At 64.6% G+C, this 22627-nt stretch carries 22 protein-coding genes, 1 tRNA gene and 1 other RNA gene; 10 read left to right on the top strand and 14 right to left on the bottom strand.

The window, feature by feature from the left end; translation table 11 throughout:
• Positions 1-42: 42 nt before the first annotated feature.
• From Q9K02_RS06825 to Q9K02_RS06800, 6 genes are all read right to left on the bottom strand, one after another.
• Positions 43-372: a YbaB/EbfC family nucleoid-associated protein gene (locus tag Q9K02_RS06825; RefSeq protein WP_305933467.1), complete on the bottom strand. Its 330-nt coding sequence runs from the start codon at positions 370-372 to the stop codon at positions 43-45.
• A gap of 7 nt (positions 373-379) precedes the next feature.
• Entirely contained in the window at positions 380-2221 is a 1842-nt protein-coding gene (locus Q9K02_RS06820) for a DNA polymerase III subunit gamma/tau (RefSeq protein ID WP_305932214.1), read from the bottom strand.
• A gap of 94 nt (positions 2222-2315) precedes the next feature.
• Positions 2316-2410, bottom strand: an RNA gene (gene ffs, locus Q9K02_RS06815) — signal recognition particle sRNA small type.
• Between the two features lie 34 nt (positions 2411-2444).
• Positions 2445-2723: an ETC complex I subunit gene (locus Q9K02_RS06810; RefSeq protein WP_305932213.1), complete on the bottom strand. Its 279-nt coding sequence runs from the start codon at positions 2721-2723 to the stop codon at positions 2445-2447.
• 116 nt (positions 2724-2839) lie between these two features.
• Entirely contained in the window at positions 2840-5263 is a 2424-nt protein-coding gene (hrpB, locus tag Q9K02_RS06805; protein ID WP_305932212.1) for an ATP-dependent helicase HrpB, read from the bottom strand.
• Between the two features lie 55 nt (positions 5264-5318).
• Positions 5319-6335, bottom strand: coding sequence for a polyprenyl synthetase family protein (locus Q9K02_RS06800; protein WP_305932211.1), 1017 nt, complete (start codon positions 6333-6335; stop codon positions 5319-5321).
• 67 nt (positions 6336-6402) lie between these two features.
• On the opposite strand from Q9K02_RS06800, the gene Q9K02_RS06795 reads away from it, so the two are divergent.
• Positions 6403-6711 carry a chorismate mutase gene (locus tag Q9K02_RS06795; RefSeq protein ID WP_305933466.1) on the top strand — a complete coding sequence of 103 codons (309 nt, stop codon included), beginning with the start codon at positions 6403-6405 and terminating at the stop codon, positions 6709-6711.
• Here the strand turns inward: Q9K02_RS06795 and Q9K02_RS06790 are convergent.
• The 4 genes from Q9K02_RS06790 to Q9K02_RS06775 form a co-directional block, all read right to left on the bottom strand.
• Positions 6708-8186, bottom strand: a complete 1479-nt coding sequence (locus Q9K02_RS06790; RefSeq protein ID WP_422785415.1) for a sensor histidine kinase — start codon at positions 8184-8186, stop codon at positions 6708-6710. The two genes, Q9K02_RS06795 and Q9K02_RS06790, sit on opposite strands and share 4 nt — an antisense overlap.
• Complete coding sequence (locus tag Q9K02_RS06785) at positions 8137-8814, bottom strand: response regulator transcription factor (RefSeq protein ID WP_278327142.1); 678 nt, start codon at positions 8812-8814, stop codon at positions 8137-8139. The genes Q9K02_RS06790 and Q9K02_RS06785 overlap by 50 nt, the downstream gene beginning before the upstream one ends.
• 97 nt (positions 8815-8911) lie before the next feature.
• A complete protein-coding gene (locus Q9K02_RS06780; RefSeq protein WP_278327143.1) occupies positions 8912-9214 on the bottom strand; it encodes a hypothetical protein in 303 nt (100 codons plus the stop codon).
• A 72-nt stretch (positions 9215-9286) separates the two neighbouring features.
• Entirely contained in the window at positions 9287-10021 is a 735-nt protein-coding gene (locus Q9K02_RS06775; RefSeq protein WP_305932210.1) for an SIMPL domain-containing protein, read from the bottom strand.
• Positions 10022-10162: 141 nt separating this feature from the next.
• Here Q9K02_RS06775 and Q9K02_RS06770 point away from each other — a divergent pair, with 141 nt between their 5' ends.
• Genes Q9K02_RS06770 through Q9K02_RS06760 form a run of 3 tightly spaced genes read left to right on the top strand, consistent with a single transcriptional unit; the run spans position 10163 to position 14151 of the window.
• On the top strand, positions 10163-11728 hold the full coding sequence (locus Q9K02_RS06770; protein WP_305932209.1) for an amidohydrolase family protein: 1566 nt from the start codon (positions 10163-10165) through the stop codon (positions 11726-11728).
• Positions 11729-11770: 42 nt separating this feature from the next.
• Positions 11771-13576, top strand: a complete 1806-nt coding sequence (locus tag Q9K02_RS06765) for an ABC-F family ATP-binding cassette domain-containing protein (protein WP_305932208.1) — start codon at positions 11771-11773, stop codon at positions 13574-13576.
• A complete protein-coding gene (locus tag Q9K02_RS06760; RefSeq protein ID WP_305932207.1) occupies positions 13573-14151 on the top strand; it encodes a uracil-DNA glycosylase family protein in 579 nt (192 codons plus the stop codon). The genes Q9K02_RS06765 and Q9K02_RS06760 overlap by 4 nt, the downstream gene beginning before the upstream one ends.
• On the opposite strand, the gene Q9K02_RS06755 is transcribed toward Q9K02_RS06760, so the two are convergent.
• Complete coding sequence (locus tag Q9K02_RS06755; RefSeq protein ID WP_305932206.1) at positions 14136-14609, bottom strand: DUF6456 domain-containing protein; 474 nt, start codon at positions 14607-14609, stop codon at positions 14136-14138. The genes Q9K02_RS06760 and Q9K02_RS06755 overlap by 16 nt on opposite strands.
• Before the next feature lie 88 nt (positions 14610-14697).
• Here Q9K02_RS06755 and Q9K02_RS06750 point away from each other — a divergent pair, with 88 nt between their 5' ends.
• Positions 14698-15270 (top strand): helix-turn-helix domain-containing protein, encoded by a 573-nt coding sequence (locus Q9K02_RS06750; RefSeq protein ID WP_305932205.1) that lies wholly within the window; start codon positions 14698-14700, stop codon positions 15268-15270.
• On the top strand, positions 15267-16457 hold the full coding sequence (locus Q9K02_RS06745; protein ID WP_305932204.1) for a glycosyltransferase: 1191 nt from the start codon (positions 15267-15269) through the stop codon (positions 16455-16457). The genes Q9K02_RS06750 and Q9K02_RS06745 overlap by 4 nt, the downstream gene beginning before the upstream one ends.
• Positions 16458-16466: 9 nt before the next feature.
• Here the strand turns inward: Q9K02_RS06745 and secF are convergent, their stop codons facing one another.
• Genes secF through yajC form a run of 3 tightly spaced genes read right to left on the bottom strand, consistent with a single transcriptional unit; the run spans position 16467 to position 19403 of the window.
• Positions 16467-17444, bottom strand: coding sequence for a protein translocase subunit SecF (gene secF, locus Q9K02_RS06740; protein ID WP_305932203.1), 978 nt, complete (start codon positions 17442-17444; stop codon positions 16467-16469).
• A 13-nt stretch (positions 17445-17457) separates the two neighbouring features.
• Positions 17458-19056, bottom strand: coding sequence for a protein translocase subunit SecD (gene secD, locus Q9K02_RS06735; RefSeq protein WP_305932202.1), 1599 nt, complete (start codon positions 19054-19056; stop codon positions 17458-17460).
• A 20-nt stretch (positions 19057-19076) separates the two neighbouring features.
• Positions 19077-19403, bottom strand: a complete 327-nt coding sequence (gene yajC, locus Q9K02_RS06730) for a preprotein translocase subunit YajC (protein WP_278327153.1) — start codon at positions 19401-19403, stop codon at positions 19077-19079.
• A gap of 221 nt (positions 19404-19624) precedes the next feature.
• Here yajC and Q9K02_RS06725 point away from each other — a divergent pair.
• From Q9K02_RS06725 to Q9K02_RS06710, 4 genes are all read left to right on the top strand, one after another.
• Positions 19625-19701: transfer RNA gene (locus Q9K02_RS06725), tRNA-Pro, on the top strand.
• 335 nt (positions 19702-20036) lie between these two features.
• Positions 20037-21011, top strand: a complete 975-nt coding sequence (locus Q9K02_RS06720) for a hypothetical protein (protein WP_305932201.1) — start codon at positions 20037-20039, stop codon at positions 21009-21011.
• A gap of 21 nt (positions 21012-21032) precedes the next feature.
• A complete protein-coding gene (locus tag Q9K02_RS06715; protein ID WP_305932200.1) occupies positions 21033-21503 on the top strand; it encodes a hypothetical protein in 471 nt (156 codons plus the stop codon).
• A 71-nt stretch (positions 21504-21574) separates the two neighbouring features.
• The gene (locus tag Q9K02_RS06710; protein ID WP_305932199.1) at positions 21575-22621 is read left to right on the top strand and encodes a hypothetical protein; all 1047 of its coding nucleotides are present in this window, start codon (positions 21575-21577) and stop codon (positions 22619-22621) included.
• Positions 22622-22627: the final 6 nt, after the last annotated feature.

The raw sequence follows: 22627 nt of genomic DNA, 5'->3' as shown, positions 1-22627 counted from the left end.
TGGACGGCAGAGCCCGCTGCCCGCAGGCTCCGCCGAACCGGATTACATTCCGGGAAGCTTCATGCCCGGCGGAAGGCCCATGCCTTGCTGGACCTTGGCCATTTCCTCGCCCGACACACGGTCTGCCTTGTCGCGCGCGTCGTTGAATGCAGCGGCCACGAGGTCCTCGACCATCTGCTTTTCTTCCGGCTTCATCATGCTTTCGTCGATCGTCACGCCGATGATGCGGCCGCGGGCCGTAGCGCGGACCTTGACGAGACCGCCACCAGCCGCGCCCTCGACTTCGATTTCGTCGAGCTTAGCCTGTGTTTCGTTCATCTGCTTCTGGATCGTCTCGGCGGCCTTCTGCGCCTGAGCCAGCATTTCTTCCATATCCATCTTATGCGTTCCTACTCCAGGGTATTTCGCGCCGCGAGGGGGGAGCGGCGCCGTCTTCGATCAGTTCGGCATCGGGAAATGCCTCGAATGCGGCCTTTACCAGCGGATGGGCCCGTAGTGCAGCCGCGTCCGCATCACGCTGTGCGATTTCCTGCTCGACCAGCGAGGGAGCGCCCTCTCCGCCAGGCACTTCCTCGACGTCCCAGCGCTTGCCGGTGTGGCGGAATAGCGTGTCCTTGACGATCGGCAGAATTTCGTCGCCGAATTTCGCATCGCGGCCATAGCGTAGCATACCGTCGCCGAGTTCCACCACGCGGACCTGCAGGCGCAGCACATTGGCTTCCTGCATCATGCCGCTGGCGTCGATCGCCTCGACCAGCGCACGCCAGTCCGGCCTCGCTTCGGCGCTGGGCGCAGTTTGCTTGGACGCGGAGGAAGGATTGGAGCTCGAGGTCGGTGCGCGCTCCGCGAGCGTCTCGAGCTTCTTCGCGAGTTTGCCGGGATCGGGCATTTGCCCGGCATGAAGCACGCGCAGCAAGGCCATCCGCAGCGATACCAGTGGGTCAGGCGCAAGGCGGACTTCCTCATGCCCTTTCAGCAGCAACTGCCACAGCCGATGCACTTGTCCGACATCGAGCCGGGTGGCCCACTCGCCCAGCGCTTCGCGCTCGTCCTGCGATGCGCCCTCGGCATCCCCGCCAGACACCTGCGCCAGGGCAATCCGGTGCGCGAGATCCATTTGCGCGCGCATCAGCGCCAGCGGCTCGACGCCCAACGCGTATTGTTCATTGATCGCTGTCAGCAAAGCAGCGCCGTCGCCTTCGAGCATGTGCCCGAACAGGCGGCGCTGGGCAGACTTGTCGGCGAGCCCGAGCATGTCGCGCACTCGCTCGGCAGAGACCTTGCCCTCAGTATCGAGATCGGCATGGGCGATCGCCTGGTCGAGGATCGACAGCCCGTCGCGCACGGAGCCCTCCGCAGCCCCGGCGATGATGTGAAGCGCCTCCTCGTCGGCTTCGACGCCTTCCTTGCGGCAGATTTCGGCGAAGTGCGACTGGAGCAATTCCACCGGAATGCGGCGCAGGTCGAAGCGCTGGGTCCGGCTGAGCACGGTGACGGGAAGCTTCTCGACCTCGGTGGTCGCGAAGAGGAACTTCACATGCGCGGGCGGCTCCTCAAGTGTCTTCAGCAAGGCATTGAAAGCATTGCGCGACAGCATGTGAACTTCGTCGATAATGTAGATTTTGTAGCGCGCCGAGACGGCGGCATAGCGTACCGCCTCGATGATCTCGCGCACGTCGTCGACACCGGTGTGGCTGGCCGCGTCCATCTCGATCACGTCGATGTGGCGGCCTTCTGCAATTGCGCGGCACGGTTCGCATTCGCCGCACGGGCTGATCGTCGGCCCGCCCTGCCCGTCGGGACCGATGCAGTTGAGCGCCTTGGCGATCAGGCGTGCGGTCGAGGTCTTACCGACCCCCCGCACGCCGGTCATCAGGAAGGCATGCGCCAGCCGGTCGCGCGCGATGGCATTGGCCAGTGTGCGAACCATGGCATCCTGCCCGATCAATTCGGCGAAGGTCTGCGGACGGTATTTGCGAGCCAGCACGCGATAAGGCTGCTGCGCGGTGGTGGCGGGAGTCGCGGCGCGAGTTTCGGCGGGAGCGGGCGCCGCGACCGGCGCGGCAGCGGCCGCCACCTCTGCGGGAGGTGCCGTATCCGTTACCGCGTCACCGAACATCGAATTCTGCCCCGCGGCCTCCAGTTCGGCAGCGCTCGGCGCGGCCTCTTCGGCCTCGCTTTCCCATGGCAGCGAGTCGGGATTGTCCGGTGAATCACCCATGCGACATTAGGTAGGCACTGACGCGCCGAATGTCATGCGGACACATCATCCAATATGTGGGTGAATGGGGGCGGTCCCGATCAAGGGTTCCCTGCAAGAAGGAGCCGGGCGACCCGCCGCAATTCACCTGGGCTGCTTCCTTCCGGACCTGACCCGGTGAGCGAACGCAAACGTCCACCCGACTCCCGGCGCGCCATATGGCGGCGATTGCCGGAGAAATCAACTACCTGAAATTGTCGGCGTAGGCCTGCAGCTTGAGGCTCTTGGGCGGCGTCGCGTGGACGCGGGCTGTAATGCCGTATTTTTCGGCGTAGGCCTTGGCCGCATCCTTGCTCGGGAAAGTCAGCTGCACCTGTGCCTGCGTATCGCCGCTGCCGGTCCAGCCCATCAGCGGATCGGGGCGCCGCGCTTCGGACTGCTCGAATTCGAGCACCCATTCGTCCACCCGGGCTTTGCCGGATTGCATTGCGCTCTTGGGTCGCTGGTAGATACGTGCTGCCATTCTTTTTGTCCCTCAGACGCCGGGCGGTGGCCATCCGGCCACCTTGGCTTCCTCGCATTGGCTCGGGCGGGCGGTCGCCCTTGCCTCCCGCCGTGCGGTCGGAAATGCCCTCTAATTCAGCCGCCCGATTTTTGGAAGGCGTTCTTGGTCTTCAAACTCGGCTTTTCGATCCACGGTTCCTCGGGCCAGCGGTGCTTTAAATAGCGGCCCTTCATGTCCTTGCGGACATCCGCCCAGCTACCGCGCCAGAAGCCCGACAGGTCGCGCGTCGCCTGGATCGGACGGCCGGCAGGGCTGGTCAGCTTGAGCAGCAGCGGCGTCTCGCCGATCATCGGATGGCGGTCGAGGCCGAACAGGGCTTGTACCCGCACCTCGACGCTCGGCGCGTCGTCGCCGGTGTAGTCGATTGCGTGGTGCGTGCCCGCAGGCGACACGAACTCGCGCGGAGCCAGCCGGTCGAGCGCCTGCCGCGCATCCCAGTCGACCTGGCCGAGAAGCGCATCGACCGCCTTACCTTTCGGAACCGCGAGATCGCGCCTTCCGGCCAACAGCGGCGCAAGCCAGAGCTCGGCGGTTTCGGCCAGTCGCTCCGGTGCCAGTGCATCGATCCCGGCGTAGTCCGCCCGCGCCAACAGCGCCTGCGAAAGGAGTTGTGCCGGGTTTTCCAGAGCCTTTTCCACAAGCATGTCCATGATCGCACCCTCGTCGGGCTCGGGATCTGGGCCCTTGGAGAGGAGTATCGCTCCCAACCGCCGCTCGCTCAGCGCTTCGACCCGCTGGCCTGTCCAGCGCAGAACCGCTCGCCGCTCGATCCGGTCGGCGAACCATTCTTCCACTTCTGCAATGTCGAGCGACGCGGCGGAGGTGATCCGCGCGCCCTTGGCCTGACCTTGTGCATCGCCGATGGCGAGGAATTCGACGCGGGCCAGCGGCGATGCCGGGTCGAGCTGGAAACCCCGTCCGCCCGCCGCGATCCACTGCTCGCCCGACGCATCGCGCCGTTTCGCGAGAAACTGGGGCCGCCCTGCGGCGAGGATGACACCTACCGAAGGTTCGCCCCCGTTTTCCTCTTTCACCAGCTTGCGTGCCGTGTTCGCCCAACGCTCGGCAAGTTTGCGACTCGCCTGCGCGCGCTGACCGCGATCGCCGGTCCAGCGCGAAAGCCGCGCTTCGATATCCTCGCCGCGTCCCCCCAGCCCACGCTCTTGCAACAGCAAGGAAATCCGCGCTGCCGTCTCAGCCGCACCATGCCGCGCCCCGAACAGGACCATGGCCGCACTCTGCGGATCGAGCGGAAGCTGCGCCAGCCGCTCGCCCTGCGGCGTGATGCGTCCCTCCTCGTCGAGCGCGCCAAGCGCCATAAGCGTCTCGCGCGCCGCGGCCACCGAAGGCTCGGGCGGGCTGTCGAGCCACGCGAGCGTCCTTGGATCGGTCGTCCCCCAGCGCGCCAAGCCGAGCACCAGCGGCGCGAGATCGCTGGTCGTGATCTCCGGCGGATCATAGGCTGCCCGCCCCGCATGGCCGCCCTGCTCCCACAAACGATAGGCCACGCCCGGCCCCTGCCGCGCGGCTCGCCCCGCCCGCTGCGTAGCGGCAGCCTGACTGGCTCTGTGTGTAACGAGATGCGTCGTCCCTGCGGCCCGGTCGAACTCGGCGCGGCGCGAGAGGCCGGAATCGACGACGACCGAGACGCCGTCCAGCGTGAGCGATGTTTCCGCAATCGCCGTTGCCAGCACGATACGCCTGCGCCCCTCGGGATCGCGGCTTAGGGCAACGCGCTGGTCGGCCGGCTGGACCTGACCGTGCAAGGGCAGCACCAGCGCGGTGGGCAATCGCTCTTCCAGCCGCTCGCGGGTCCGCTCGATCTCCCCGACGCCGGGCAGGAAGGCAAGGATGTCGCCCTCTTCCTCGAGCCAGGCGGTCGCGATTGCTGCCGTCATGGCGTCTTCGATCCGTGCCTGCGGGGACGAGCCGAGCCAGCGAATGTCGAGTGGATGCGCTCGGCCTTCGCTCTCGATCACCGGCGCATCGCCGCCGAGCAAGTCCGCGAACCGCGCACCATCGATGGTGGCGGACATCACCAGAACGCGAAGATCTTCGCGCAGAACCGCCCGGCTTTCAAGCGCCAGCGCCAAGCCGAGGTCGCTGTCGAGATGCCGTTCATGCGCCTCGTCGAACAGCACGGCGGAGATGCCGTCCAGCTCCGCATCGGCCAGGATCATGTTCACGAAGATCGCCTCGGTCACCACCAGCACGCGGGTCTTCGCCGAACGCTTGCTGTCGAGGCGGGTGATGTAGCCGATGGTCTCGCCCGGCTTCTCGCCGAGGGCTTCCGCCATTCGCTCGGCCGCTGCGCGCGCTGCCACACGGCGGGGTGAGGTCAGGATCACGGTGCCGCTGCACCAGTCTTCGCCTATCAACCCCGGGGCAACAGCGGTAGTCTTGCCGGCGCCCGGCGGCGCTACCAGCACCGCTGCGGTGCCCTGGCTTAGTGCAACGAGAACATCTGACAGAACGGTTTGGATGGGAAGCTCTGGCACGGGGCGCACATCTACCTTGTCGTCGGCCCAGCAAAAGCCGGGATGACGGAACGGATCAGTATCCCCGCGCCACCGCGAACAGCGCAGCCTCGGTCATCGCCCGCCGGGCCTGGCCGTCGGGGAAGATCGAGAGGGCATCGATCGCACGCTGCGCGAAATGGCTGGCGCGCAGCTTGGTGTCGGCGACCGCATCATGCTTGTCGATGAGCGCAATGGCGTGGTCGAGATCCGCGTCGGTGGTCTTGAAGCCGCCGATCGCCTGCTTCCAGAACGCGCGCTCTTCCTCGTCGCCGCGTGCGTAGGCGAGAATCACCGGCAGCGTCATCTTGCCTTCGCGGAAGTCGTCGCCGCGGTCTTTGCCCATGGCGGCCGCGTTGGAGTCATAGTCGAGCGCGTCGTCGACCAGCTGGAACGCCACGCCGAGATTGCGGCCGTATTCGTCGAGCGCCTGCTCCTGTTCCTCGCTGCACTCCGCCACCACAGCGGCAATGCGGCTGGCAGCCGCAAACAGCGCCGCGGTCTTGGCGCGAATAATGTGGAGGTAGCGTTCCTCGCTGGTGTCGATCTTGCGCTGGGCGGTCAGCTGGTCGACCTCGCCCTCGGCAATGATCGCCGATGCGCCTGAGAGTATCTTTAGCACCTTGAGGCTGCCGTCTTCCGTCATCAGCTCGAACGACCGGCTGAACAGGAAATCGCCGACCAGCACGGTGGCGGGATTACCGAAGATGATGTTGGCCGCCGCCTTGCCGCGCCTGAGGTCGCTGCCGTCGACGACATCGTCGTGCAGCAACGTCGCCGTGTGAATGAACTCGACTGCGGCGGCGAGCTTGTGGTGGCGCGTGCCGCTGTAACCCACCAGCTCGGCCCCGGCGAGCGTCAGCATCGGGCGCAGGCGCTTGCCACCGCCCGAGATCAGATGCCCCGCCAGCGCCGGGATCAGCGGCACCTCGCTCTGCATCCGGTCGAGGATCACCTGGTTGACCTGATTCATGCCCTGCGCTGTCAGGGCGAGCATCGGTTCGATCGAGCCCTCGGGCTGTCGGCGCGGCAATTGTACGACGTCGGCTGTCATTTCGGCTTGGCCATGCTCTTGCTATGCTTTCTTGGCAAGAGAACGATTGGCGTTAATCTGGCAAATGATGACGCAGGACGTGCAACAATCGGGATCGGAAGACGCGACGCTGGCGGGCTTCCGCAAGAGCATCGACAATATCGATGCCGCGCTGGTCCACATGCTCGCCGAACGATTCCGCATTACGCAGGCGGTGGGCGAGTACAAGGCGAAGACCGCGCTGCCGCCTGCCGATCCAAGCCGCGAGCAGGAACAGATCGCGCGGCTGCGGCGGCTAGCCGAGGAAAGCGAGCTCGATCCGGAATTCAGCGAGAAATTCCTGCGCTTCATCATCGACGAGGTCATCCGCCACCACGAACGGGCGCGGGAAAGCTAGATACCGGCACGCGGCAGGGTGAGCTTGACCAGCAGGCCGCCCAGATCCTCGCTTTCGTCCAGTTCGACCGAGCCGCCGTAGATTTCCGCCACATCGCGCACGATCGCGAGGCCGAGGCCGGTGCCCGGCTTGCCCGTGTCCAGCCGCGCGCCGCGGTCGAAGATACGGCTGCGTTCGCTTGCGGGAATGCCCCTGCCGTCGTCCTCGACCCAGATGGTGCAGCATTCCGCTTCGGGTTCAGCATCGATGGTGACGAACACGCTACCGCCACCGTATTTGGCGGCATTCTCGATCAGATTGCCGAGGATTTCGTCGAGGTCCTGACGTTCTATCGAAACAGCGGCGAGTTTGTTGCCGTCGAGATCGAAGCGGGTGTCTTCGTAAATGCGCGTGACGGCGCGCAGGACGCTTTCAGCGCTCGGCCAGACGTCCGCTCGGCTGTGACCAGACGCGCGGCGGCCGACGGCGCGGGCGCGAGCGAGGTGGTGCTCGACATGGCGCTGCATCGTCTTGGTTTCGCGGAACACGAGGCTGGCGAGCTGCGGATCGCGGGCCGTCGCAGCATTGGTCAGCACGGTCAACGGCGTCTTGAGCGCATGGGCGAGATTGCCGGCGTGCATGCGGGCTTCCTCGGCCTGCCTTTCGGTATGGGCGAGCAGCGCGTTGATTTCCTCGACCAGCGGTTCGACTTCGAGCGGCAGCGGCTCGGTAATGCGATTGCTGCCTTGGCTGCGCATGGACTGGATCGCGGCGCGCACGCGGCGGAGTGGGGAGAGGCCGTAATAGCTCTGCACCATCGCCATCGCCATCAGACCGAGGGCAAGGAGGGCGAAGCTCCAGATCAGGATGGAGCGGATGCGGCTGATTTGGAAATCCAGTTCCTCGCGCGCCGAAGCGACGGCAAAGGTCCAGCGCGTATCGCTGTCGGGCAGCAGCACGGTGCGCTCCACGATGCGCAGGGGTTCGGCGTCGAACTGGGCGGAGTCGTAGAAATGCGGCTCCATATCGAGATGGTCGGCCTGCAGTTCGAGCTGCGTGTCCCATAGCGAGCGCGACGGGGTGTCGAGCTGCCCCGCCCCGCTGATCTGCCAGTAGAGGCCGCTATTCGGCTCAAGAAACCGCGGCTCGCCAAGCGGACGGTTGAAATACACCTCGCCATCCGGGCCGATCTCCGCCGTGACGATCATCGCGTTGAGGAGGTATTCGAGCTGGTCGTCGAAATTGCTTTCGACCATGCGAGCCAGCGTACGATCGAGCGCAAAGCCGCCGCCGAGCAAAAGGACGCCAATCCACAACGCGGCGATCGCCATCATACGCGCGGCGAGGCTGCGGCGCGCAGGTTTCGGCGTGTCTATCGTGACGGGCGCATCCGCAGGCTCGCCAGCCCGCGCGGCATGCGCCTCGCTTCCCGAAGGAGCGTCGGCGTCAGGCGCGCGGCTGGTCGGCAGGGTCGTCGAGGCTGTAACCGAGTCCACGGATGGTCGTGATGACTTCCGCACCCAGCTTCTTGCGGATGCGGGTGACGAAGACCTCGATCGTATTCGAATCGCGGTCGAAATCCTGATCGTAGATATGCTCGATCAGTTCGGTGCGGCTGACCACCTTGCCCTTGTGGTGCATGAGGTAGCTCAGCAGCTTGTATTCCTGCGCGGTCAGCTTGACCGGCTCCCCCGCCAGGGTGACGCGGCCCGAGCGTGTGTCGAGACGGACGTCGCCTGCGGTCAGCTCGGAGGACGTATTGCCCGAGGCGCGGCGGATTAGCGCGCGCAGGCGGGCGATCAGCTCTTCGGTCTGGAAGGGCTTGGCGAGGTAATCGTCGGCGCCTGCGTCGAGGCCGGCAACCTTGTCGCTCCAGCTGTCGCGCGCAGTCAGGACCAGGACCGGAAAATCGCGCCCCTCCTTGCGCCACATGCCGAGCACGGTCAGCCCGTCGATCTCCGGCAAGCCCAAGTCGAGGATCACGGCGTCGTAATCCTCCGTGCTGCCGAGGAAATGGCCGTCCTCGCCATCGGCCGAAAGGTCGACGGCATAGCCGTTCTGCTCCAGCGTCGATTTCAACTGCTGGCCGAGCGTGGGCTCGTCTTCGACAATCAGGATTCTCATGAAGGCTTTGTCCCTGTTTCGTTGCGACGCGTGTCGTTCATGTAGATGAACGCGTCAACCTGAACGGGGTTTCTGCGCATGAAAAGCAGCGCCGGGATCAGCGGCTGCGACGGAGGATGCGACCGGTGCGTGCGTCCACATCGACGAAGATCACGCGGCCTTTCTTGATGAACTTGAGGCGATAGGCCTTGGCCGTAGGATCATAGGCCGGGCCGAGATATTCGGCATCGCCCATGGTCGGCACCACGCGGCGCTCGATATCGCGCAGCTTCATTGCATTGCCCGCGCTCATCTCGCGGCGCGCCTCGCCCTGCTCGCTGCGCTGCGCGAAGGCAGGCGCGGAGGCGATCGGACCGGCGACGAGGCCAGCTGCGAGGATCGAGGCTAGGATGCGTTTCATTATGCCGTCCTGCCTAAGCTTATCCCATTGAACAAGGTGTGAATGTTCGTTCTCACCCGAGTTCAGGCTGGATCAGCGCGTCATTTCGTAGGTCAATGCGATGCCGACACCGGTCGAAACGACACCAGGGGCGACCGGAGGTGGAGGGGCTGCGGCAACTCGAGATGCGGTCACCACGATCGCTTCGTCCTTGGCCATCGAACCGCTCGACCCACGGATCGCTTCGGCAACTTGCAGCAGGCGAACGCCCGAATATCCCGCCAGCCGCGCATATTCCTCTGCCTGCGCACGGCCGCGCTCAAGCGCATTGCTCCGCGCCTGCGCCTTGACAGCCTCGTCGTCCTCGATGGAGAATTGCGGCCCGTTGATGTTCGTTGCGCCTGCTTCGACCATGGCGTCGAGCACTTCGCCAACCCGGTCGAGATCGCGAAGTTTGACGGTTACCTGGTTGCTGGCCTGATAACCGAGGAAGCGCGGCGGCTGATCGCCGCGATTGTTATAGTCGTAACGCGGATTGAGATTAATGCTCGCCGTCTGGATATCGCGTGCCGGGATGCCGAGCGCGCGGATCAGAGCGACCAGCCGCTCCATTTCCGCCGAATTGCGCCGCAGCGCCTCGACGGCCGTGGCCGCATCGGTCTGCACGCCGGTCGAGATCGTCGCCATGTCCGGCTCGACCTCGATCTGCTCGAACACTGACAGTTCGATGACCGGGTTTTGCGTGGTAATCTGAACCTCCGCTGCCTGCGCCGGAGCGGCGACGGTGCTGGCGGTTGCGGCGAGCAAGGCTATGGCGAGACGTTTCATCGGCGGATCTCCTTTTCGGTGCGCATGGTCGGCCCGCCCTTGTTACAGCTGACTGAACGAGCGGTTCCTCGCCGCGTATCGGCGCACGCTTCACAGCCCCCTTCTCCTGATCTAGGGCGCAAGACAGGCAGGGAGATTTCGATGACATTCCGCAAACTGGCACTCGCGGCGCTGCTGGCGCTCGCCCCGGCAGCCCTATCCGCGCAACAAATGGATGCCGTGCCCGACCGCGCGGCCGGCGAAGGCGAAGGGCCGTTCCCGCGCATGCTTATCGCGGGTGCTACAGTAGTCGAAGGCAGCGGCGCGCCGCCCGCCGGGCCGATCGACATTCTCGTCGAGAACAACCGCATTGCCGCCCTCTATCCCGGCGGCGCGCCTGCCAGCGTCCGCAACTCGGCCAGCAAGGTGGTCGAGGCGGGAGGCATGTATGCGCTGCCCGGCTTCGTCGACACGCATGGGCACAACGGCGATCCGTCGAAAGCCAACCAGCCGTCCTACGGTTACAAGCTGTGGCTGGCCCATGGCGTGACGACCGTGCGCGGGGTCAGTTTCTATTTCGGCCCGAACCAGCCCGACCTGACCGACACCGCCCGTAGCGCGGCAAACACGATCGCCGCACCGCGGCTGATCCCTTATGCCGTATTCGGCGACAAATGGTCGCGCGGCGCGCCCGACTCGCCCGCCAAGGCGCGCGAATGGGTCCGGTGGGCCAAGGCGCAGGGGTATTGGGGAATCAAGTTCTTCAACTCCGCCACGCCGGATGTGCTGGAGGCTGCGCTGGACGAAGCCGAGACGCAGCAAATGGGCACCGTCGCCCACCTCGCGCAGACCGGCGTCGCCGAAATGAACGCGGCAGAAGCCGTCGATCTCGGCCTCGACGGGGTCACCCATTTCTACGGCCATTTCGAAAGCCTGCTGAAAGACGGCGCGCTTCCCTATTACCCGGAAGACTACAATTATTTCGACGAGCAATCGCGCTTCGGCTGGGTCGCACGACTGGCCCCGCAGGCGGTCGAACCGGGCAGCGAGGAATGGGACGCCTATGTCGATGCGCTGGTCGAGAGCGGCGTAACGCTGAGCCCCACTTTCAACATCTATTCCGCCAGCCGCGACGTGATGGCGGCCAAGAACCGCGACTGGCATGCGCGCTACAGCCTGCCGTCGCTGATGGATTTCTACGCCCCCAGCGCCACCAACCACGGCAGCTATTACAAGGACTGGAGCACGGAGGACGAGGTCGCCTGGCGCAATTTCTATGACAAGTGGTTCCAGCTGACGAAGGACTTCCACCGCAAGGGCGGCCGCGTCACCGCTGGCTCGGACCCCGGCTATATCTACCAGACCTGGGGTTTCGCCTATATCGGCGAGCTGGAAATGCTGCGCGAGGCGGGGCTCGCTCCGCTCGAGGTGATCCGTGCCGCGACGCTCGATGGCGCGCGCGAAATCTACGAACCGCGCGGCGTCGAGCCGCCGATGGGCCGCATCGCGGTCGGTCAGTTGGCCGATCTCGTGATCGTGCCGGAAAACCCGCTCGCCAATCTCAAGGTCCTGTACGGCACCGGCCACACGCGGCTGAATTACGAGACCGGGGCGATCGAGCAGGTCGGCGGGGTGCGCTGGACCGTCAAGGACGGCATCGTCTACGACGCGCCCCAGCTGCTCGAAAGCGTCGCCGCAATGGTCGAGGCGCAGAAGGCTGCGCGCTAACCGCTTGCAGCATCGGGGCCGCGCGCCTACCTCGCGCGGCCTATGGCACAGCCCCCGATCCTCAGCCTCGAAGGCATGGCCCTGCAGCAGGGCGGCAAATGGCTGTTCGGCGGTCCCGACCACGACGCGCTCGACCTCCACATCGGTCCGCGTGACCGGCTCGCGCTGATCGGTCGCAACGGCGTCGGCAAGACGACGCTGTTCCGCATGATCGACGGCCAGATCGAGACCGATGCAGGCGAGCGCAAGATCAAGCCCGGCACGCGGATCGTTCTGCTGGAACAGGATCCGGACCTCACCGGCCATGCGACGCTGATGGACTGGGCGCTCGACGGCACGCACGCGCCGCAAGAGCACGAGGTGGAGGCCATCGCCGGCCAGCTCGGCATCGACATGAGCCGGGAGACGAAGGGCGCCAGCGGCGGCGAGAAGCGCCGCGCCGCCATCGCCCGCGCGTTGGCGCAGGATCCCGACCTGCTGCTGATGGATGAGCCGACCAACCATCTGGATCTCGGCGCGATCGACTGGCTGGAAGGCTGGCTCGACCGCTACAAAGGCGCCTTCGTCGTCATCAGCCACGACCGGACGTTTTTGAAGCGCCTCACCCGCGCGACCATCTGGCTCGACCGTGGCAGCCTGCGCCGCAAGGAGGTCGGCTTCGGCGGTTACGAGGCCTGGGAAGAACAGGTCTATGCCGAGGAAGCGCGCGCGGCGGAAAAGCTCGATGCAAAACTGAAGCTGGAGGCGCACTGGTTAGAGCGCGGCGTGACCGCGCGGCGCAAGCGCAACCAGGGGCGGCTGGAAAAGCTGTGGCAGATGCGCGCCCAGCGGGCTTCGATGATTTCGGCGGGCGGCACGGCCAAGCTGAAGCTGGCGACCGAAGAGGACTTCAAGTCGAAATCGGTCATTGTCGCGGAGAACATCACCAAGAGCTATGACGATCGCACGATCATCAAGTCCTTCAGCCTGCGCATCCAGCGCGGCGACCGGATCGGCATCGTCGGCGCGAACGGCGCAGGCAAGACGACGCTGCTCAAGATGCTCACTGGCGAGCTTGAGCCCGACAGCGGCACGGTGGAGATCGCCAAGACGCTGACCGGCGTGATGATCGACCAGCAGCGCCAGTTGCTGACCGCCGACAAGACGGTGCGTCAGGTGCTGGCCGAAGGCGGCGACTGGATCGACGTGCGCGGCAATCGCAAGCATGTGCAGGGCTATCTGAAGGAGTTCCTGTTCGATCCCAAGATCGTCGACATGAAGGTGGCCGTGCTGTCGGGCGGCGAACGCAGCCGGTTGTTGCTGGCGCGCGAATTCGCCAAGGCCTCGAACCTGCTGGTGCTGGACGAGCCGACCAATGATCTCGACCTCGAAACGCTCGACCTGCTGCAGGAAGTGATCGCCGATTACGAAGGCACGGTCCTGATCGTCAGCCACGACCGCGACTTCCTCGACCGCACGGTGACGGTGACGCTGGGCCTCGACGGAACAGGCCGCGTCGATGTTGTCGCGGGCGGATACGAGGACTGGCAGGCGAAGCGGCAGAAGCCGGTCGAGAGCAAGACGAAATCCGACAAGTCGGAGAGCGCACCGCCCCCTCCGCCGCCGCCGCAGAAGCCGACCAAGCTGAGCTACAAGGACCAGCGCGACTTCGAGCAATTGCCCGCGCGGATCGAGGAACTGGAAGCCGCCATTGCGAGGGGCGAGACGATCCTTTCGGATCCCGATCTCTACACCTCCGACCCGCAGCGCTTCGCGACAATCTCGCAGGGCATCGAAAATGCGCGGACCGAAAAGGACGCAGCGGAAGAACGCTGGCTGACGCTGGCCGAGCAGGTCGATGCGATGTGAGCGCCGAGGCGCTCAAACGCGAAATCCGCGGCTGCACGCTTTGCGCGGAGCATCTGCCGCTCGGCCCCAAACCCGTCGTCCAGTTCAGCGCGACCAGCCGCGTCGTTGTGATCGGGCAGGCACCGGGGCGGATCACGCACCAGACCGGCCTCGCGTTCGACGACAAGTCGGGGCACCGACTGGCCGACTGGCTTGGCGTCGATTTCGACACGCTCCACGATCCGGCGCGCTTCGCGATTGTCTCGATGGGTTTCTGCTATCCCGGCAAGGCGAGCGGCGGCGACAAGCCGCCCCGCCCCGAATGCGCGCCCACATGGCATGAGCGGGTGTGGTCAGAACTACCCGAAGATCGGCTGACGCTGCTCGTCGGCACCTACGCGCAGCGCGCCTACCTGCCCGAAACCAAGAGTTGGACGATGCTGGAGCGCATCCAGCGCTGGCGCGAGTTCCTACCGCACTTCCTGCCCCTCCCCCACCCTGCCTGGCGCAGCACGCTGTTCATCCGCGACCATCCGTGGTTCGAGGCGGAGGTACTGCCCGCGCTGCGCCGCGAAGTTGCTCAGCGGATCCGGTAGAAATCCGCTACGCGATCGAGCGCGAGCTTGAGCACCAGCTTGCCGCTGCGCGCGGGCCATTCGAGCGCCTTCTCCGCATCGGGTAGCCCCTCGCAGGCGCAGGCGACGCGCCAGAGGATATCCTTCAGCCCCGGCCCCGCCTCCGCCATCGCGCCGTCGAAGCGCGACCTGGCCGACAGTTGGCGCTCCGATGGCGTCAAGCCGTCACCACCGCTGCCATCCACCCGCACCGGGTCCCAACGCATGGTGATCGACGGCGAAAGCTGCGCCCGCTCGTAATCCGCGCGCAATCTCTCGCCAGCATCGAACTGGCGTTCGGACAGATGCCCGCGCGAATGCAGCCATGTCAGTGGCGACTCTGCGAGGTTTACAGTGACACTGCGACGGCGGGCACGCGTTCCGCCTGCGCGGCGCGGACCTTCGGGAGTCAGTTCGCGTTCGACGAGTTTGCGGGGCATCGGTTTCTCCTGTGGGTGGAGAAATTGCTTGCATCGGACAGGTTCGTGTAGGAAAGATAAAAAACCAAATCGGTTATTGGGACGGACGATGATCAACCGCATTCGCGACATCCGCAAACAAAAGGGCATAACGCTCGCGGACCTCGCAGCGGCCTGCGACCCGCCTACGACCCCCCAGACCGTCGGGCGGTTAGAAACGGGCATGCGCAACCTTTCCGTCAAGTGGATGGACCGTATCGCCGCCGCGCTCGATGTCGATCCCGAACTGCTGGTCCGCTCCGAAAAGGCAGCACAGCCGCAAATCGTGGCGTCACTCGAGAAAGCCGGACCCGAAGCATTGGGTTCTCCCCGCGACGCCATCCTCGCTACCGATCTGGGCAGCGAAGGCGCGCTCATGGTGCTCGACATCGCCTACCCCCATGGCGAATACCGCCCCGGCGACCAGCTATGGCTGCGCCAGCTAGACCCGTCCGAGGCCTCCCGCGCGATCAATCGCGATGTGCTGGTGCCGAAGAGGGGCGGCCGCTTCGCCTTCGGGCGGCTGATCGACCGACAGGGCGATCTGCTCGGGGTACTGCCCCCGGGACAGGGGCAGAAGCAGGACGTCATCAAAGATGCTCCGTGGATCGCCGTCGCCGAAATGCTGGTCCGCAAACTGTGAGCGTCACCAAGACCCGCCGGGTTCTCTCGCTCTCGACGCTGTTCCCCAATGCCGTCCAGCCCCGCTTCGGCATCTTCGTCGCGAAATCGCTCGAAGCGCTTCAGCGCGACACGCATTGGGACGTCACGCTCGTCAACCCGATCGGACTGCCGCCAGTCGTATTCGGCCATTATCGCGACCTGCGCGATGCTGCCGTCGACAGCCAGGAGTTCGGCCTGCCCGTCCATCGCCCGACCTTCCGGCTCATCCCGAAGGTCGGCGGAAGGCTCAATCCCGCAAGCATCGCTCGCGCTGTGCTGCCGCTGGTCGAGCGGCTTCATCGCGAGGACCCGTTCGATCTTATCGACGCGCAATTCTTCTATCCCGACGGGCCGGCGGCGATGGTAATTGCCGATGCAGTGGGGCTGCCGTTTACAGTCAAGGCACGAGGTGCGGACATCCATTACTGGGGCTCGCGCGAATATGGACGCAAGGCGCTGCTCGATACAGCGAAAGCTGCGACAGGCCTGCTCGCAGTGTGCGAAGCGCTGGCCGGCGACATGGCATCGCTGGGTATGGAGCGCGACAAGATCGCCGTGCATTACACGGGACTCGACCGCGACCTGTTTCGCCCGCTGGACCATACGGGGCTGCGGCGCACGATCGCCGAGACCTACGGCTACCCCTATGACCCGAAGGACCGGCTGCTTGTGACGGTCGGCGCGCTGATCGAGCGCAAGGGTCAAGGCGTCGTGATGAAAGCGCTGGGCGACCTGCCCGACGCGCGGCTCCTGCTGGTCGGCAAGGGCGAGGAGGAAGATTGCCTCAGAAAGCTCGCAGTCGAACTCGGCATTGCCGACCGGGTGCATTTCCTCGGCAGCCAGCCGCCGTCGAGCCTGCCGCCGCTCCTGTCCGCTGCCGATGCCATGGTGCTACCATCGAGCAGCGAGGGGCTGGCGAACGCCTGGATCGAGGCGCTCGCCTGCGGCACGCCGCTGGTCATCACCGATGTCGGAGGCGCGCGCGAGGTGGTGCAATCGCCCGATGCGGGGGTGATCGTCGCCCGCACACCCCGCGCCGTGCGCGAAGGCATCCATCGCGTTCTCGATCGCCCGCGCGATCCGCAAAAGGTCGCGCAGACGGTCGAGAATTTCAGCTGGGAGGCCAATGGCAAGGCCTTGGCCGTCTATTACGATACGCTGGTTTAGACCCGCACCCTAGACGACGCCGCGTGCCTTCTTCTCTTGCACGTCCGCGACCGTCTCCTCCGGCACGAAGCTGTCGCTGGTGACGCCAAGCCAGACGAGGATCGGCGCGGCCATATAGACCGAGCTATAGGTACCTACGAACAAGCCGAGCGTGATGCCTGCAACCATGCCGAACAGGCTTGCTGGGCCGAACAGCAACAGCGGCAACAGCGCAACGAACAGCGTCAGCGAGGTCATCACGGTACGCGCCAGCGTCTCGTTCACCGAGAGGTCCAGCAGCTCGGGCAGCGGCATCTTGCGATACTTCTTCAAATTCTCGCGGATACGGTCGTAGACGACGATGGTATCGTTCAGCGAATAACCGATAATCGCGAGGATCGCGGCAATGATCTGCAGGCTGAATTCCAGCTGGAAGAGCGCGAACATGCCCAGCGTCAGGCTGACGTCGTGGAACAGCGCGAAGAGCGCACCGACACCGAATTGCCATTCGAACCGGATCCAGATGTAGAGCGCGATCGCCGCCATGGCGGCCAGCAACGCGTAGACTGCTGTTAGACGGAACTCGCCCGACACCTTGCCGGATACGTTGTCGTTCCCGTCGAGGCGGAAGTCGGGATATTCCGCCTGCAACGTGCTCACGACCTCATTGGCGGCTTCCTGCGCGGCTTCTTGGTTGGACGCCACTTCGTCGGGCAGGCGCACGCGAATCGAGACCTGATTGTCTTCGCCGAAGCGTTGCACGACGGGCGAGCCATAACCGAGCGCCTCCACGTCGTCGCGCAGCTCCGCCACCGGTGCCTCGGCGCTCTGCGTGAAGGTGGCGCGCACTTCGAGGCCGCCAGCGAAATCGACGCCGTAGTTGAGGCCCTTGGTCATCACCAGCGCCCAGCTCGCCGCGATCAGCAGGATACTGACCACGAAGAACGGGATGCGCCACTTGAGGAACTTGATGTTCGTATTGTCGGGGACGAGTTTCAGAAGTCGCATATCTCGCCTCCTCCTATAGGTTCAGATCGCTGGGCCGCGCCTTGCGCAGCCATGCGGCGACCCACATGCGGGTGAGCGTCACCGCGGTGAAGACGCTGGTGAACAGGCCGATGACCAACACCACCGCGAAGCCGCGGATCGGGCCGGAGCCGAACAGGAACAGCAATACACCAGCGATGAAGTTGGTGACATTCGCATCGTAAATGGCGCGGCTGGCTTCCTTGTAGCCGGTTTCGACCGCAGCGACCACGCGGCGGCCACGCGCGCGTTCTTCACGAATACGCTCGTTGATCAGCACGTTGGCGTCCACCGCCGCGCCGATCGTCAGCACGAAGCCGGCAATACCCGGCAGGGTCAGCGTGGTGCCGAGACCGGCCATGATACCGAGCAGCATCAAGATGTTGATGACCAGAGCTATCGTGGCATAAACTCCGAAGCGGCCGTAGCTCGCGATCATCAGCGCGATGACCAGCAGCGAACCGATGGCCATCGCCAGCATCCCGCTGCGGATCGAGTCGGCGCCAAGATCGGGTCCGACGGTGCGTTCTTCGACCACGGCCAGCTCCACCGGCAGTGCGCCGGAGCGCAGCGAGATGGCGAGGCGGTTAGCCGTTTCGACGCTGAATCCACCGGAAATCTGAGCAGTGCCGCCACGAATCGGTTCGTTGATATTGGGGGCCGACAAGACCTGTCCATCGAGTATGATGGCGAAGGGCTTGCCGACGTTTTCCGTCGTCAGCTTGGCAAAGCGACGGCCGCCGTCGCTATCGAACTGGATCGTAACCACAGGTTCGTTGGTCTGCGGATCGAAGCTTTGCTGCGCGCCGGTGAGATTGTCACCGCGGATGCCACCCAGGCGACGCACGGCGAGATTCTGCCCGGCGAAGTCGGAGGTCTCGGCGTATGGATAAATCTCGCTTCCCGGAGGCGCGCGTCCTTCGGCCACATCGCTCGGCAGGGCGTTCTGGTCGACCAGCTTGAATTCCAGCTCGGCCGTTTCGCCCAGCAGCGCCTTGAGCTGGTCGGGATCCTCGAGCCCCGGAACCTGAACCACGATGCGCGTATCGCCCTGGCGGATGATCGTCGGTTCGCGCGTGCCGAGCTCGTCGATACGCTTGCGGATGACTTCGATCGCGCTTTCCATCGCGTCGTTCACCGCAGTATCGGTGCCGTCGGCGGTGGGCGAGAGGATCATGCGGTTGCCGTCCTCCATCGTCAGGTCCCACTCGCGAACGAGGCCCGTGCCGTTGATCGACGGCAGCATGACTTCGCGAGCCTGGTCCATCTGCGAGGGATCGTCGAGGATGAAGCTCAGCTGCCCGCCACGGGTCGAAACGTCGCCGATGCGAATGCGCGGCTCGGCATTGCGCATCAGGCTGCGGACGTTCTCCTCCATGTTCTCGAGCCGCTGCGCCGCGACATCTGCGGGATCGGCTTCAAGGAGGATGTGGCTGCCACCCGCAAGGTCGAGGCCGAGGTTGACCATCGGCTGCGGCAGTGCGTCGGGCCAGCGGACGCTGGTCGCCGACAGCAGCGAGGGCAGCGCGGCGAGCATGGCGATGATCGCGATCGACCACAGCCAGACCTTACGCCAGGTGGGAAAATCGAGCATGGTTGTTTTGCGTCCCCGGCTCAGTCGTTCGCAGCGGGCTTGCCGCGCGAGGACAGCACTTCGCCGATGGTGGTGCGGACTGCTTTCACGGTCATGCCCTTGGCGAGTTCGACATGGACGAAGTGATCCTCGACCTTGGTGATCTTGCCGACGAGGCCGCCCTGCGTGACGACTTCGTCACCCTTCTGCAGCCCGGCGACACGCTCGCGATGCTGCTTCTGCTGGCGCATCTGCGGCCGGATGATGAGGAACCAGAGGATCAGCAACATGCCAAGCGGCAGGATCCAGCCGGTCCAGGCAGGAGGCGCGCTTCCAGCGGAACCGGCGGCGGCAAGAAGATCGAGCATTGAAAATATACCTGTCGAAATGAATGAACGACCGGTCGCAAATGGGCGGCGAATGCAGGCCGTTCAAGCCCGCCCCGCACCCTCACGTCCGAAGTGCGGGCGCGGTTAGCAGCAATGCCGGGCACTAGCAACGAATTGGACGCGAGGCCGTGTGCAAACTTGCACAGACAGGCGCTTGCCATGCGCGGACCTGCCGCCTATAGGGCCGCCTCCACTGGTTTCGGGATGTAGCGCAGCCTGGTAGCGCACCATACTGGGGGTGTGGGGGTCGCTGGTTCGAATCCAGTCATCCCGACCAGTGGTTTCAACATTTTACGCACGTCGGCTTATCCCGATGTCCTGAGCGAACACGTCTCTAAGCGAAGGCCGCGATAAGCTGCGGCACGCTGCATAGTGTAAAGTTCGTTGCAATCCCCAGCGCAGCATACACTTCAAGTTGCATCAACCTGCATGTGATACGGCAGTTCCATGCAAGACAGAGCCGTTTGAAACCGGCTGTACATCGCTGCGCGGAGGCGACCGGCCGGATTGCACCGAACGCCGCCAAATCTTTAGACCCGATTAATTTCACACCTACGTAGAAATGCGTAGTTTCTAACGGTTCGTTTACCATTGTCGTGCACTGTATGCGACATGAAGAACCATCGCCATCAGCTCGCTGCCAGCACGCTGGCCCTTGCCACCCTCCTTGCTGCCTCGCCCGCACTCGCCGATGGCGTGCCCGCAGGCTCTATCATCGAGAATACCGCGACCGCGTCATATGACGATGGCGGCTCGACGCCGCGCACGGTCACGTCGAATACCGTCGAGGTCCAGGTCGACGAGCTGCTCAACGTTACGACAACCTGGCAGGACGGCAGCGCAGTCCCAGTGGGGAATGGAACTGCGGTGCTCACCTTCGAAGTAACCAATACCGGCAATGGTCCGGAAGCTTTCAACCTAACCGCTGATCCGGGACGCACCGGGAACGACTTCGATGTCACGATCAACGCGATCGTCTACGACGATGGCGACGGCATCTATGAAGAAGGCGTCGACATTGTCATTTCGCCCGGCGATCCGACACCGCTGCTCGATCCGGACGAGGCCATCACGATCTTCGTTATCGTCTCGTCGCCTGGCGGCCTGACCGACGGGGAAACCAGCGACGTCAATCTCCTGGCTGAAGCGGTTACCGGCACCGGCGCACCGGGTACGACGTTCGCGGGCCAGGGCGAAGGTGGCAGCGATGCCGTCGTCGGCCTCACCAATGCGGATGCCGATGCAGACGGCTCGCTGATCGCACGTGTAGCCCAGGTCTCGCTGGTGAAATCGGCGATTGTCGCCGATCCCTTCGGCGGCACCGAAGCGGTTCCGGGCGCGATCGTGACCTTTACCATTGTGGCGGAAGTCACCGGCACAGGGTCGTTCGACAACTTCGTGATCACCGACGATTTCCCGACCTTCACTTCCTATGAAGCCGGCACACTGACGCTCGACGGTGCGGCACTGACCGACGCTGCCGACGCCGATGCGGGCGAAGCGAGCGCAACGGGTATCAGCGTCGATGTCGGGACCGTGACCTCCGGCAACGACTACACTGTCACCTTCGACGTCGTCGTCGACTAATCCGACCCTAAGGACATGATGATGAACAAGAAAGTCGCACTTAGCTTCGGTCTGGCCTGCATGGCCCTGGGCTTTTCCGCACCTGCCACTGCGCAGAACGACGTAGCTCTTTCGAGCGATGTCAAAGTCGAGCGCACCACGGTCGAAAACGGGCAATCACGCACGACTCTGGCCGCCCCCGAGGGCGTGGTTCCGGGCGATCGCCTCCTGTTCACCACCAGCTATGCGAATGGCGGAAACGCGGTGGCGGAGAATTTCGTCGTGACGAATCCGCTGCCTTCGGCAGTCCGGCTCGCCGAGCTCGACGAAAGCTTCGAAGTGTCGGTCGATGGAGGGGAAACCTTCGCCGCGCTCGATCGCCTCGCCGTTCCGGATGCCGACGCTGGTCGGCGGCCTGCGGAACTGTCCGACGTCACGCACATCCGGTGGGTCCTGGCACAGGTCGCGCCGGGCGAGAGCGGTGAACTCAGCTACTACGGGATCGTCCGCTAACCGGCGGAGGAAACGCGCCGCAGGTCGCGGGCGCTGACAAGTGCGACCATTACAACAGAGGGTTCGAGACCATGAAACGTACCAGCAGATTGCTGGGTGCGGTGAGCATAGTACCGCTCATCGCTCTCGGCGCCTCCCCGGCCCTGGCCGCGGGGACCGATGCCGGCACGACCATTCAGAACACCGTTTCGGTGTCCTATCAGGTCGGCGGCGTCACGCAGAATGACCAGGAAGCGACCGACGAGTTCGTCGTCGACCGCAAGATCGACCTGACGGTCGCCGAAGTCGGCGGCACGCAGACGGTCGTGTCACCCGGCTCGACGCAGCAGGTCACCACCTTCCAGGTGACCAACCTGTCGAACGACACGGCCGACTTCGGTCTGACTGTCGATCAACAGGCGGGCGGCGCCGGCGCATTCGGCGGGACCGACAATTTCGATACGACAAACACCCTGATCTACGTCGATACCGACGGTGACGGCGATTGGACGGACGAAGTTGCCGTCACCTATATCGACGAACTTGCACCCGACGAGACCCGCACCATCTTCGTCGTGTCGGACGTTCCGATCGATCAAGTTACCGGCGACGTCGCGACCGTGATCCTCACGGCAACGGCGTATGCTGGCGGGACCGCAGGATCGCAGGGCGCGTTGCTCGCCACTTCGGCGACCAACACCGTCGATGCGGTCGATACGGTGCTGGCCGATGGCGCTGGCGAAACCGACGCGCAATACGATGGCGCATTCTCGGCAGCGGACGATTATGTCGTGTCGGCAGCAGCGCTGACTGTGACCAAGATCAGCTCGGTGATCGAGGATCCGGTGAGCGGGACGACCAATCCCAAGGCAATCCCCGGTGCGACCATCCAGTACTGCATCTCGGTAACCAACGCAGCTGGCAGTGCGACTGCCACCGGCGTTAACGTAACCGACGATGTGCCGACTGGCCTCACCTACACGGACACCAACTTCCCGGTCAGCACGAATAGCACCAGCTGCGACGTTGCGGGCGCTACGGGCACTGGATCCTATGCGGATCCGACAGTGTCCGGTACGCTCGATGACATCGCAGCGGGCGAGACCCGCACGTTGATCTTCCAGGCCATCATCGACTGACGGCTT

It is taken from the genome of Qipengyuania profundimaris (assembly GCF_030717945.1).
Classification (GTDB): Bacteria; Pseudomonadota; Alphaproteobacteria; order Sphingomonadales; family Sphingomonadaceae; genus Qipengyuania; species Qipengyuania profundimaris.
The sequence above is the reverse complement of the archived record's forward strand: the minus strand, read 5'-3'. Positions and strand labels throughout refer to the sequence as shown.

Excerpts from the sequence above, each read along its gene's own strand:
- Q9K02_RS06825 (WP_305933467.1), bottom strand. The coding sequence starts at position 372 with ATGGAAGAAATGCTGGCTCAGGCGCAGAAGGCCGCCGAGACGATCCAG.
- Q9K02_RS06710 (WP_305932199.1), top strand. The coding sequence starts at position 21,575 with ATGAAACGTACCAGCAGATTGCTGGGTGCGGTGAGCATAGTACCGCTC.
- Q9K02_RS06720 (WP_305932201.1), top strand. The coding sequence starts at position 20,037 with ATGAAGAACCATCGCCATCAGCTCGCTGCCAGCACGCTGGCCCTTGCC.
- secD (WP_305932202.1), bottom strand. The coding sequence starts at position 19,056 with ATGCTCGATTTTCCCACCTGGCGTAAGGTCTGGCTGTGGTCGATCGCG.
- Q9K02_RS06770 (WP_305932209.1), top strand. The coding sequence starts at position 10,163 with ATGACATTCCGCAAACTGGCACTCGCGGCGCTGCTGGCGCTCGCCCCG.
- Q9K02_RS06780 (WP_278327143.1), bottom strand. The coding sequence starts at position 9,214 with ATGAAACGCATCCTAGCCTCGATCCTCGCAGCTGGCCTCGTCGCCGGT.
- Q9K02_RS06750 (WP_305932205.1), top strand. The coding sequence starts at position 14,698 with ATGATCAACCGCATTCGCGACATCCGCAAACAAAAGGGCATAACGCTC.
- yajC (WP_278327153.1), bottom strand. The coding sequence starts at position 19,403 with ATGCTCGATCTTCTTGCCGCCGCCGGTTCCGCTGGAAGCGCGCCTCCT.
- Q9K02_RS06820 (WP_305932214.1), bottom strand. The coding sequence starts at position 2,221 with ATGGGTGATTCACCGGACAATCCCGACTCGCTGCCATGGGAAAGCGAG.
- Q9K02_RS06795 (WP_305933466.1), top strand. The coding sequence starts at position 6,403 with ATGACGCAGGACGTGCAACAATCGGGATCGGAAGACGCGACGCTGGCG.
- Q9K02_RS06765 (WP_305932208.1), top strand. The coding sequence starts at position 11,771 with ATGGCACAGCCCCCGATCCTCAGCCTCGAAGGCATGGCCCTGCAGCAG.
- Q9K02_RS06810 (WP_305932213.1), bottom strand. The coding sequence starts at position 2,723 with ATGGCAGCACGTATCTACCAGCGACCCAAGAGCGCAATGCAATCCGGC.
- Q9K02_RS06785 (WP_278327142.1), bottom strand. The coding sequence starts at position 8,814 with ATGAGAATCCTGATTGTCGAAGACGAGCCCACGCTCGGCCAGCAGTTG.
- Q9K02_RS06715 (WP_305932200.1), top strand. The coding sequence starts at position 21,033 with ATGAACAAGAAAGTCGCACTTAGCTTCGGTCTGGCCTGCATGGCCCTG.
- Q9K02_RS06755 (WP_305932206.1), bottom strand. The coding sequence starts at position 14,609 with ATGCCCCGCAAACTCGTCGAACGCGAACTGACTCCCGAAGGTCCGCGC.
- Q9K02_RS06775 (WP_305932210.1), bottom strand. The coding sequence starts at position 10,021 with ATGAAACGTCTCGCCATAGCCTTGCTCGCCGCAACCGCCAGCACCGTC.
- Q9K02_RS06800 (WP_305932211.1), bottom strand. The coding sequence starts at position 6,335 with ATGACAGCCGACGTCGTACAATTGCCGCGCCGACAGCCCGAGGGCTCG.
- secF (WP_305932203.1), bottom strand. The coding sequence starts at position 17,444 with ATGCGACTTCTGAAACTCGTCCCCGACAATACGAACATCAAGTTCCTC.